Source organism: Roseburia sp. AF25-13LB (assembly GCF_003478915.1).
Taxonomy (GTDB): Bacteria; Bacillota; Clostridia; order Lachnospirales; family Lachnospiraceae; genus Roseburia_C; species Roseburia_C amylophila.
The window spans coordinates 41,046-53,412 of sequence record NZ_QUFO01000007.1 but is presented as its reverse complement, the minus strand read 5'-3'; the positions used below and the strand labels follow the sequence as shown (position 1 = coordinate 53,412).

The 12,367-nt window shown below is 39.8% G+C and carries 11 protein-coding genes; 2 read left to right on the top strand and 9 right to left on the bottom strand.

Annotated elements, in window-relative coordinates:
* Window positions 1–206: 206 nt before the first annotated feature.
* A complete protein-coding gene (locus DWY37_RS10745; RefSeq protein WP_242986215.1) occupies window positions 207–869 on the bottom strand; it encodes a phage terminase small subunit P27 family in 663 nt (220 codons plus the stop codon).
* 495 nt (window positions 870–1,364) lie between these two features.
* On the opposite strand from DWY37_RS10745, the gene DWY37_RS10735 reads away from it, so the two are divergent.
* Both DWY37_RS10735 and DWY37_RS10730 read left to right on the top strand, forming a co-directional pair.
* Window positions 1,365–1,751 (top strand): BlaI/MecI/CopY family transcriptional regulator, encoded by a 387-nt coding sequence (locus DWY37_RS10735; protein WP_117698797.1) that lies wholly within the window; start codon window positions 1,365–1,367, stop codon window positions 1,749–1,751.
* A gap of 1 nt (window position 1,752) precedes the next feature.
* Window positions 1,753–3,549, top strand: coding sequence for a BlaR1 family beta-lactam sensor/signal transducer (locus DWY37_RS10730; RefSeq protein ID WP_117698796.1), 1,797 nt, complete (start codon window positions 1,753–1,755; stop codon window positions 3,547–3,549).
* A 589-nt stretch (window positions 3,550–4,138) separates the two neighbouring features.
* On the opposite strand, the gene DWY37_RS10720 is transcribed toward DWY37_RS10730, so the two are convergent.
* From DWY37_RS10720 to DWY37_RS10690, 8 genes are all read right to left on the bottom strand, one after another.
* Window positions 4,139–5,233, bottom strand: a complete 1,095-nt coding sequence (locus DWY37_RS10720) for a hypothetical protein (RefSeq protein ID WP_242986213.1) — start codon at window positions 5,231–5,233, stop codon at window positions 4,139–4,141.
* 150 nt (window positions 5,234–5,383) lie between these two features.
* Window positions 5,384–5,824: a hypothetical protein gene (locus DWY37_RS10715; protein ID WP_117698795.1), complete on the bottom strand. Its 441-nt coding sequence runs from the start codon at window positions 5,822–5,824 to the stop codon at window positions 5,384–5,386.
* A 13-nt stretch (window positions 5,825–5,837) separates the two neighbouring features.
* Entirely contained in the window at window positions 5,838–5,999 is a 162-nt protein-coding gene (locus DWY37_RS15835; RefSeq protein ID WP_158552113.1) for a hypothetical protein, read from the bottom strand.
* Between the two features lie 54 nt (window positions 6,000–6,053).
* Window positions 6,054–6,263, bottom strand: coding sequence for a hypothetical protein (locus DWY37_RS10710; RefSeq protein ID WP_117698794.1), 210 nt, complete (start codon window positions 6,261–6,263; stop codon window positions 6,054–6,056).
* Window positions 6,264–6,361: 98 nt separating this feature from the next.
* A complete protein-coding gene (locus DWY37_RS10705) occupies window positions 6,362–7,627 on the bottom strand; it encodes a DUF6070 family protein (RefSeq protein ID WP_118544510.1) in 1,266 nt (421 codons plus the stop codon).
* 4 nt (window positions 7,628–7,631) lie between these two features.
* Window positions 7,632–8,906 (bottom strand): DUF6070 family protein, encoded by a 1,275-nt coding sequence (locus DWY37_RS10700; RefSeq protein ID WP_118541764.1) that lies wholly within the window; start codon window positions 8,904–8,906, stop codon window positions 7,632–7,634.
* The gene (locus DWY37_RS10695; RefSeq protein ID WP_118541762.1) at window positions 8,906–10,147 is read right to left on the bottom strand and encodes a DUF6070 family protein; all 1,242 of its coding nucleotides are present in this window, start codon (window positions 10,145–10,147) and stop codon (window positions 8,906–8,908) included. Before DWY37_RS10695 ends, DWY37_RS10700 begins: the two co-directional genes overlap by 1 nt.
* Window positions 10,095–12,218, bottom strand: a complete 2,124-nt coding sequence (locus DWY37_RS10690; RefSeq protein WP_118544511.1) for a penicillin-binding transpeptidase domain-containing protein — start codon at window positions 12,216–12,218, stop codon at window positions 10,095–10,097. Before DWY37_RS10690 ends, DWY37_RS10695 begins: the two co-directional genes overlap by 53 nt.
* Between the last annotated feature and the right edge of the window lie 149 nt (window positions 12,219–12,367).

The following is a 12,367-nucleotide window of genomic DNA, read 5'->3' as shown; positions in this document are numbered from 1 at the left end:
AACCCCTGTAAAGTCAAGCAATTCTACGGTTTCCACCCACTCTTTTTTCACTCTGTCCAAACTTGTCAGGAGCCGAAAAAAGCGACCGGACAGAAACCTGTTGTCTCTGTCCGGCTTATCTTTAAACCCTCTCGGTATAATCCAGTGAAATCCATCCGTCACGATTTTTCTGATAAGATTTCAGAAGTCCCCAAAGGCTCGCACCTTTACCTTCTGCTTCTTGTGTCCTTTCCGTCCTTACCTCCAAGACCGATTCTGACAAGCCAGACTCTCATGTAATATTTTTCATTTTCTTCGATGGTAGCCTTTGGACTTACTCTCTTTGCTTCCTTTGCCGTCTTTGCCATGCAAGCTGCCAATTCAGCATAGGCTCTCGCTTCATCCTCGTTCAGCGGAAATCCGCAGAAGCATATTCTGTCATCCTCAAAGGCAATCCCCTCTATACTTTCTTCTTCAGCAATCTGTATCACTTTCTCAAGCGGTATGTTTTCTTCCGCATCCAGTCTCTCTACCAGCTTATCGGAAATTCTGAACACCTTTTTTCCGACTGCTTTTTCCAAAAGGTACTGTTTGCTGTGAATCATGTAAATGAGGTTTTTAATACCCTCTGCTGTGAATCCCTCTATCGGAATCTCAATGTTAAGTCTGTCTGTTTCGCCTTCAGCAAGACCTCTCGCTACTAATTCATTCTGCATGGTAAGTGCTGCCTCCTCGGATTCATGTTCCACGTTGCCATCACGATCCACTGTATACTCCCCGACCTTGTATCCAAAGGATGGTGATCCCTGATATTTTGCTTTTACATTAAGGATTTCCTCCATCGCTTTTACAACATCTTTTCTGTTTTCTGCTGTTGTTTTTACCTTCATTTGCTTTTCCTCCATTCAATTTGGTACTACATATATCACTCTGAATGGAGGAAATAGCAAGTTATTTATTCACTAATTTTCCCGTAATTCCGGCAGTGACATTGCCACCGCAAATGCCACAGTAGCGATCACCGCATTCCCTGCAGACCAGATTTTCCACCCCGACGCAGCCACGGACGGGTTGAAAAAACAAAAACTGTTATTGATGCTACAGGAATGTGATGAGCAAGAGGCAGCCGAGATTCTTCCAGCAATTGAATACCTCTTAGCACTCATACATAAAAGAAGTAATTCAAACGAGTAAAGGAACCAGCTAATCCGTTGTGATTCTGGTTCTTTTCTTTTGGTCGCCATCTTCAAATCTTACTTTTGTAATATTTCAATTATTACGCAAGTAAGATTTCAAGTCAATATGTTTTTTCTGAAATTGACAACCACATAAATAACGTCTATAATATATTTATTACAGCTGTAAGATTTAAGGAGGGATTTGAAATGAGCGATTTACCACAGATTTCTGAAGCTGAATTTGAAGTTATGAAAATCATATGGAAACATGCGCCGATCAGTACCAATGAAATAACAGATAAATTATTACAGACCACAAGCTGGAGTCCTAAGACGATACAGACTTTAATCAAACGTCTCGTAACAAAAGGCGTTCTGACTTATGAAAAACAGAGCCGAGTATTTGTTTACACCCCAGTTGTAAAAGAAAATGAATATATCGGCCAGGAAAGCAACTCTTTTCTGGAACGCTACTATGATGGAGATATCACTGCCATGCTGTCTGCATACATCGAAAATGACAGACTGTCTGAAACAGAAATAGACACACTCCGCTCCCTTCTTTCCAAGAGGTCAAAAAAAGGAGGCAATTAACGTGGCTAATTTTATGATACGCTTTTCCCTATGCAATGTGTTTATCAGCGGTATCATTGAAATCCTTTTGCTTGCCAAACGGATATTCAAAAACAACCTGTCCAGCCGGATGCAGTATAATCTGTGGTTCCTGCTCCTTGGGTTGCTGGCAGTTCCCTTTATACCGTTCCGTCTCATCGGATTTCCACAAATCTTCTCGTGGCTTGGTAGCTTAAGAAGCTCCCCTGCTTCCGGCACTGCAACCGCTATGGGAGAAGCTGTGGGAATTCATCCGGTCGGAAATACAGACTGGATGAATGATTTCGCACTTTCTGTAAATAGCGAAACACCATCCATTGCCGGATACATATTATTGGGGATATGGATTATAGGCATTTTTGCAATGATCATATTAGTAATCAAATCCTCACTCCGCCTACGCAATTTGGAGAAATCTGGACTTCCCCTTCAGAACCCGGAAGTACGCAGACTATATCATCGATGTTTGGAGGAAATGGGAATTCACAGAAATATCCCTGTTTACAGTACTGCATTTTTGAAATCCCCGATTATTGTGGGACTTTTGAAACCATGTATTTATCTGCCGATTCATCTGATCTCTGATTACAACGAATCCGATATGCGATATATGCTGTTGCACGAACTGCAGCACTATAAGCACAAAGATGCTGTTGCCAGTTATCTGATGAATCTTGCTGGGGTAGTATATTGGTTCAATCCTCTTGTCTGGTACGCACTGAAAGAAATGCGTAATGATAGAGAGGTTGCCTGTGACACTTCCGTTTTGAAAATGCTTGAAGAGGATGCTTACGAAGATTATGGCAATACACTGATTAACTTTGCAGAGAAGGTTTCACTTACTCCTTTTCCGTTTGCCGCCGGTCTTGGTGGAAACATGGAGCAGATGAAACGAAGAATTATCAACATTGCCTCTTATGAGAAACCGACATTTATGAAAAGAATAAAAGGTATGACTGCATTCATGTTGACTGCTGTTCTTCTCCTTGGATTCGCACCTTTTATTTCCACATACGCAGCAGACGGAAGCCACTACCAATGGGATTCCTCTTCTGAGAATGTTTCCTATGTAGACCTCTCCACATACTTCGGAGAATACGAAGGCAGCTTTGTGTTATACGATTTAGAAAATGATGCATGGAGCATACACGACATGGAGCATGCCACCTTACGAGTTGCTCCAAACTCCACCTACAAGATATATGATGCCCTGTTCGGATTGGAAGAAGAGATCATTACACCGGAAAATTCGTTCATTGCATGGAATGGCGAAACCTATCCATTTGAAGCATGGAATGCGGATCAAACTTTACAGTCTGCAATGAATTCCTCCGTGAATTGGTATTTTGAATCTGTGGACGAACAGCTTGGAGCCGCTAACATTTCCAACTATATTGAGGAAATTGGGTATGGAAACGAAAATATAAGTGGTGATTTCTCCACTTATTGGATGGAATCTTCCTTGAAGATTTCCCCAATAGAGCAGGTCGAACTTCTAACCAGGCTGCAGAATAACAGCCTTGGCTTCGCCCCTGAAAACATCAATGCAGTAAAAGATGCCATCTGTCTTTCTTCTTCCGATGCCGGAACATTCTACGGAAAGACCGGAACCGGCCGTGTGGATGGTCAGGATGTGAACGGATGGTTTATCGGTTATATCGAAACTGCAGATAATACATACTTTTTTGCTACCAACATTGGTGCAGACAGCGATGCTACCGGAGGCAACGCAACTGAAATAACCATGTCTATCTTGTCAGACATGAATATCTGGAAATAAAAATATCGGGTAAAGGTCATAGTCGTATAATCCTTTGCCCGTTTTTTTTATTTTCACTTTATGCATAAAAGCGTTTCAACTATCCAGTTCTATACGTCAAGAATTAGATTTATTATTGATGTATTCTACAATTTCTCCAATAAAAAAAGATATCAATGTCCCAATTGAAACATACAAACTATCTCTATCACCTAATGATTCAATGAAGATTGAAAATATAAACGTAAAGTTACTATACATATAATCATAAAAAACGTATTTCAGAGAACCTATCAAGAGCATCAACCCGAAAGAAATTAATGCATATATTAGACACAGCAAAAAGCTAATGTCAATGCTGCGTTTGACAATGATTTTTCCCATAAAAAAACCTAAAATAAAAACCCCAATATCAATATATGTATATATAATTAAAAAGCCCAAATAGGCTAAGGCAGCATTATATTTGGGAAATAAATAAAAACAAAGAAAATAAGCTAAAGCCACACATACAAAATATACTAAAAATGGAGAATACGTTCTAACAAACTTTCGCATAAAAACACCTCACTTCACATGTAGATAATCGAATTAAAATCAAAAGCTTATCTTAATTTATTTCATAATACTCTTCACTTCCAGTCGCTGACCATGATGTTTTACCGCTACTAACCACATCTTTTGTAGACACATTATAAGCAAATATATCAAGAATTTCTGCCTCTGAGATATGCCATGAACCATCTGCGTTTTTCTTACTTCTGTACCAAACATATAATTCGCATTTTTCATTCTCCGAAAGTCTGTCATATACAAGATATTCTATTATTTCCTCATTCTCATTTAAGATAACTCTAGAATTTCCATTCGCACCGTATGATATCATAAAATCACATCCTTCGTCTGCGAAGTATTGTTGATATATAGTACGATATCCATCATATATTTCATTTGTTTCCATTAATGTCACATAATCACAGATCGCAGGAATAGAAATATCATCCTCTTTCATATTTTCCATTAATTCATCCATTAAATCGTGTTGAATGACAAAACCATTATCCTGTGAACTGAATATTCTAATAGTCTTTCGTGGCATCATTCCCTGCGGTCCTGCCCCTGTAACATAGTTTATGATGACAATCACATCCTTTGCACCATCTCCATCTATATCCTGAAATCCAACCGCTTCAACACTATCAAACATTCCTACACTATCATTCTCTGTACTATTATTTTCATAACACTCCGGAAAATAATATATAATTTGATTGTCTTTTGCCAGCACAAATGAAACATCTTCCCAGAGCGTTTCATAAGTCGGCAGATAAGATACAAACTGTACTTCACCCCAATCATTCAATTCTACATCAAAGGATTGTTCAGTTATAACCCGGCTTTCATCTAATCTCTCTCCTGATGGATATTCTACTTCAATATCTGCTACATCTGTCAATTGCTGTATTTCTTTCGTACCATTGAAATATAAAATGACTTGTTCATCAAATTGTTCTTCACCTGATAGAATTATTTCTACATAATCCTCATGCCAGGTAACCTTCCAACAGCTGCTACTGATGCTTGCACCGTCATTGTGCAATTCAAAATCTGTTTGCGATATCTTATCTTCGCCTTCTTTAAGGACTAACCGTCCACTTGCTGAACCAAAAGGCCATTCCAGTTCTCCAACAGCTTGAAGTATCACTTCATATTTTTTATCTGGTGAAACGGATGTATCGCAAGTTATCTTCTTGTAATTTACCGTATGCGAAATGCAACACAAAATACTACAAACAGTGCAATGAGCGAGCCCATAATACATAGCATAAATTTTTTCATTGATATAGCCCCCTTTTTAATGTCCTCGTATATCCAGTTCTTTCAATAGAGAATTTTCGCTTTCCCATGAATATACAATGTAATATCCGGCGTCATTTATTTCTTTCCCAAAATTCAGAGTTTCGTGGTCAATCACATCAATAGACTGTCCTTCCTGAATTTCCACAAGATACTCCCATTCATTGTTTCTGTGATCCGAATAGTAATCATCCAGTTCTTTCAAGGACAACTCGCTCTGAATTAGAATCGCACCAAAATATTGCATCCCGTTTCCGTTACCTGTCAGCTTCCCTGCCCGTGATATTGACTCTATCAGTTCCGTTTTCTCTGGCAGTGGTGTTTCACATAATTCCTTTTCCACTTTATAGGCAATGTTATTATTTATGAATGAAATGGATATTACTCCGCCTATCAATACAACTGCTACCAATATTCCAACTAATTTTAATTTTTTCATGTGTCCTCCTTTCTTACATCCCGTTCCTTTCTAACACATCTTCTATTGCGTCAATTGCTTTTTTTGCAAAATTTATCTTTGTATCACAAATCAATTCATCATTATCGGATATTTTTATCTCTGCAATAATACGGTCATTGCCTTCTACATATTCCGTATTGCCGCCTATAGTCATCCAAATGATTTCTACATCTTCCTGTGCTATTTCCCCCTCTATTTCTACTGTAAATTACACCCCATCGAAAAACGCTGCTTCTGATTGTGCATTTATAACTAACTTATTTTCCTGCTTATATATTTCAATAGAATTATATCCCTCCTCCGAACTAATAAATAATTCATCTCTGTTTACAGGAATAACAAATATTTTTTCTGGTTCATCTGTATTCTTTTCAAACAAATAAACTACAACTACTACAAGCATAACAACTGCTACCAAAATTCAAACTCTTCTCAATTTTTTCATTCCATCCTCCTTTCTCTTACATCCGTAAGATTACCATAGAATACCACTATTATCAAATCATTCTTCTGTTGCTATTCACGGATTCGGTATTGGTAATCTGGTATGTCCATTATTCCATCATTCAGGATTTCATTCCCCAAATACTGAAAACTACCATCCTCTGCAAATCTTACCGTAAGTTCGTGGGTTATGACTGCATCATCGCAAATGACCATATCGCAAACTGCCTCAACTGTTAATGTGACTGTTCCATCTTCATTTTCTTTGATATCGACAACCTCTGGCAGAGAAGTTCCAAAGAAAGTAGGTGCGTAATTAAAACATCCAAGTCTCGCCCAAAGATAGGTCTGATTTTCCTCATCAAACGCTGCGTACTCCCGTATCTGCTCTGCTGTTATCGGAAGATACTCCATAATCAGACTTTCGAACTCTTCTTTAGGAATGCCATTGGGATAATCTTCAGAATTGAACTTTTCTCCATATTTCATTCCATACAGATATTCAAACATTCCGTTATAATCCAACTCACTCATATTTTCTGCATTCCAATTAGAACACAAAAGATTCTGTCCCTGATAACCAAGTCCCTGAACACAACGTTCAGATATTTCACGTTGTTCTTCTGTCATTGGCTTTACTCTGATTAGGCAACTTCCATCCACGATTTCACTGACCTCTGGCGGCTCCGGCACACACAACTCATAGCAGAACCATCCTTTTTCCGTGTATTTCCATTCCTTGAGTCTCGTATATGAAATGTACGAAATTCCCGGCTCGTTGTCAGCATTCCAGATTCCTCTTGTACTTACAACATACATATCCGTTCCATCAAAAATGAATTTCATTCTGCCCAGTCCACCATCGTTGTGGATTTCATAAATTACTACAGAACCGCTTTGCCCTTCCATACATTCTTTAAGAAAACTATCGACACTTTCATAATTCCCCATGTTAGAATACGTTACCATCGCAGCAATTGGATATCCTGCGTCCTTTACCTTCTTCTGCATTTCAAGAACCGTTTGTTCATCCAAAACAATATTGGATGCTCTCCCTTTATCTGCAGTTTCATAAATATCAAGATAAAGTTCCATCAGCTTTTTACACTCACTCTCAGCTTCTTCCCTTTCCTGTTCATCTACCTGAAGGTCATAGCCCTTTTCCCATTGTTCTGCAGCCTCTTCCTCGGCACTTTTTGTTTCCTCCGTGGAAGATACTTCTTCCGTATCTTCCACAAAAGATTCACCCACAACGCTATCTTCTTTTCCACAGGCACACAGGTCGCATCCAATCAGAAATGCCATAATCAGCAGAATGCTTTTTTTCTTTAATGCCATAATATCATCCTTTCTTTCTTGCTATCGGCGGCAGTTCCAACTCAATTTGTTCTATAGAATTGGAAAGGTATCTGAAAGTTCCGTCTTCAAATGGCAGAACCACAACCGTATTCCGAAAAGCGAGATCAGAATTATAATCCGACCATACTCCATCTACGATAAGTGTAATCGTTCCATCCGCATTTTTTGTATAGTCAACCACCTCTCCAAAAGGTGGGTATGGGCTGGCATAAATCATCTCATATTCATAGCTGTTGCTGCCCTCAGCATACCCGCAATGCTCTCTCAACTGTTCTACCGATACCGGAAAATAAGTAGTCATTATCCTTTCATATTCCTCTGCCGGAATCTTCCAATCTTCAGTTTTCAGATTTTCGCCCGTAGAAATCCGATAAATATCTTCATACATACAAGGCATCAGAATGTCCTCTACACTGTTGCTGTCCCAATTTGTGACAAGCACATTGTAATTCACATAGCTTAGTCCTGATATGTATTTCTCCGTCAATTCCCAACAGTCTTCCGGAAGCGGTTCTATTCTCCAATACTGTCTCAAACTTGCATGTGCAATCACATATTCATATGCGTAGATAAAATATCCTTTTTCGGTCAGTTTAATCTCAGCCACATTACTTACCGAAGTTCCCTGTATCTCTGGTATACCGCCTTCCTTCCACCGAATTCCTATGTAATAGGTCTGCAACTCACCTTTCCGACAAATGAAGGTAACTGCTCCAATCAGTCCATCTCTATATACTTCAAATACCGTAACCATCGAGTCCCGTCCATCCAAGTAATCTGCATAAAATGTTTCGATTACTTCATGGTTTTGCATGGCAGTATCTTCTTCAACACTTACCAAACCGCTTCTGCCCAATTGTTCCACCACGGCTTTCCTCTGCTCGTGGGTAAATTCATTAATACCGGAAGAGTAGCTTGGTGCATCTGCAATTACAATATCCTTATAGATTTCTCTGACCGATTCTGCTGCTGACAAAACCGTACTCTGCAGCTGCTCCTTCTCCTTTTCTGAAAGGAGATCATCACTGGCTTGCGGAATAAACCAATATGCTGACTCTGTGGAAATCTCCGCATTCTCGGCTTCTTCTGTTTCTGCTTCGCTATTTTCGATTTCTATAGGTGGCTCCCATACTTCTTCTGCCACCTTTTGCTTTTCTGCATGCAATTTTCCCCAACAGAACACCCTGGCTATCACGAAAATCAACAGCAGCAAAATCGGAAGTCCACATCTTCTAAGCAGCCATTTTACATCTTCCATTATTCGCCTCCGTACAATTCTTCCCATTCTTCCAACGTCAACCGTGGTGTATGCCATGTTTCCTCATAATTATCCTCGGAAGGTATAATTTGATTGGATACATATTGTACCCCTCCGTCCTCTAACGGGCGGACCACAACCTCATGAGCATATACCTTGGAATCACCTGCATAAGGGAATACTACATTAGCTGTAAGTGTAATTGTCCCATCGCTGTTTTCTGTAAAATCGACTACCTCTGAATATGGATATTCCGGGTACTCTACTTCTTCGAAGCCTCTCGGCTTATATTCATAAGTTGAATCCTCCGAATAATAGACGGTTTTGGATTGCAGCGTTTCACTATCAATATTGAAATATTTCATAATAACGCTTTCAAATTCCTCTTTTGGAATCCGATAAACTGCACTTACTGCCAGGTTGTCATCTGCAATATAGGGAACATACTGACCATTTACTTTTGGATAGAGAATGTCATACATATCATAGAAATTCAAAGCCCCGAAATCATCCTCGCTCCAATCCACAATAAACATGTTATTCTGTTCAAAGCCAATCGGGCGGAGATATTTCCGACTCAACTCCCGATATGTTTCATCCAATGGCTGTACCCGCAATGCGGTATGCTCCTCTGCCCCACTCAATGTAAGAACATACAATTCTTCTGAAAACCAGACACCGGAAAACATCAGGTAACCTTCTTCTGTATAATTCCAATACTCCGCCTGATAGCTTCCAGTAACCTCTCTTTGTATATCTCCATTTTCGTACTTGTAATAGCTTCTGACCACATCTACATTTCCGTCTTTTGTGTGTAAATCGTATTTTACAAATCCGCCTAAATAACTGACTTCAAGAATTGTTATTTCTGCTTCTTCCTGTGCATCCACCTTTTCGCAGAATTCCACTACCTTCTCTGGGTCCGTCATGTTAATTTGATTTCTGCTGTCAACAGCCGGATATCCATTTTCTCCAAGGCAATTTACAATACTACGAATCGTTTCCAAATCAGCTATCTTGTTTTCTTCTGCTGCCTTCTTATAAAGATCTATACAGATGTTTATAATTTCTTCTGCGTTCTCCTTAGAATCTTCTGGAATAGCTTGAATATCAATTACTGTTTCCGAAACTGTATCTTCTTCCGGGGGTGCATCGCTACACCCTGAAACACTAAGCATCAGTACAAAACTAATTACTGCTAAACCACTCTTCCAGGACCAGGCCGTCTTTCTTAACAACATATCCACTTCCTCCTCTACCTTTCACATCTTCTACCATGCTGATAATCAATATAGGACGTTCTACCGTATCTTCTGCTGTAAAAATTGCAAACCATCCTAATTCCGTACCCGAAATATCATCCTTCGATGCCTTGATTTCTGCCGTACCTGTTTTTCCTGCTAAAAGAATGTCATCCCGATGGGCTGCATATCCAGTTCCATTAGAATCATTCACAACCTTCTTTGTTCCTTCCAATACACGGCTTGCTGTCTCATTAGAAAAGGCACCCGGAATCCAATACTCAGCTGTTGCTTCATTCTGATATACCAAATAAGGCTTTATGACATTTCCCTCGTTACAGAAAGCAGAATAGATACAAGCCATATGTAACGGATTCACTAAAACCTGCCCTTGACCGTAACCGCTATCAGCTAACTGTATTTCTGTTTCAATTCCCTCTGAATTAGAATACTGCGACTCTGCCATCTTAATCTCAAATGGCAATTCCTCATTAAAACCAAGTCCAGTCAAAGAACTCTCCATCTCTTCTGATCCAATCTTTAATGCTGCCTTTGCGAAATAAATATTGTCGGAATATATCAGGGCATTCTCTAAAATGACTGGTTCATATGCATGGAGTGTTGTTACATAATAGGACCCCCACGATGCATCCTTTTGCCAGCTTAAGCCTACGTTCCCGTAATCTTCCATTGGATCGATTGCTCCTGATTCCAAGCCGACTGCAGCGGTAATTGGCTTGAATGTAGACCCCGGACACCACACTTGCCGGAACCGATTATACATTGGCTTATTCTCATCCTCATTAAGCGCAGTCCACTGTTCACTGGACAATCCCATAATAAAATCGTTATTGTCATAGGACGGTGTGCTGACCAAGGCCAATACCTCTCCGGTATAAGGATTCATGGCCACTGAGCAGCTTTTATCTTCCTTAAACTGTTCGTACAAGGAAACCTGCAAATTGGCATCTATCGTAAGCTGAATATCCTGCCCATGCTGTACCAGAATACAAGCCAGTTCCTCCTTCTCTTTGCCTTCCGAATTTACAATGTAAATCCTGCAACCGTTCTGGCCTTTCAGTTCACTCTCAAACAAGCACTCCATTCCGCTTCTGCCGATTACACTATTGGCTGTATAGCCTTCTCCTGCATGTTCCTCTAAATCTTCCGCAGTAACGCTTTGAACATACCCGACCAAATGTGCAGCCGCTTCTCCTAATGGGTATTCACGCACTTCAACATCAGATATCATCACTCCGGGAATTTCCAGTAGCTTTTCATGTCTTTCCTTTTCTTTCAGCACCTCTTCGTCCGGTTCAATCTTCATCAACTCGATTTCTTCAACCCTCGGAATGGTTTTTATCGGCACAAAGGAGTCATCCTTTACCCACTGTGCCGACAGCATCTTTTCTATCGCTTCCGGAGTTGTTTCCAACAGTTCTGCAATCTGTGCAATTGCTTCCTCTCTGTTTTCCACCTTGCCCGGAACGATTCCAACCGAAGAAACTATACCTTTTCCTGCAAGGACACGTCCGTTCCTATCCAGAATTTCTCCTCTTACTGCCTGTGTAGTGGTAACTCTTACTTTATCTGTAGAAGTCAGATTCGGAAAAATCATGGAATCATCCCAAACCAACTTATATCCATCTTCGCCCTTTAGGAAGAGTGCTTCATTCTCAAAGCTGATAGTTCCTGCAACTATATCAAAAGAAGTCTGGTAGGTTACCGCCATTTGCTCCTCATCATATGCAATAATCTGAACAGCCATATTCTGGACTTCTATACCTTCATAAATAGCTGAATTTCGAGTTACAAAATCCTCCTGACTGACATTCCCCGATGCCTCAATATGTAGCATCGCATACATTTCTTCATACTCCTGTTTTGGAATATGATCCATGTACTCCACCAGAAGTTCTTCCGGTGTCCTCCAGGCATTTTCCTTTGTTGCCAACATTCCTGCCACGCATACTGCAGAAATTACCGCAGCTATTCCTATAACAGCAATCGCAATCCATAGGAGCCTGCTTCTTGTTTTCTTTCGCTTGTTTCTGCTTTTTTCTTTCTTCATATTGACCTCCATTCATTTTGCTTTGCAGATATGATCATATTCTATTTTCAATGTACGCTATATCTTCAAAATATTACATTTGTAAGATTTTGAAATAAAAAATTTCTATTTGCTGGGTATATCGTACTATGCATTCCTCCTTTTTTATT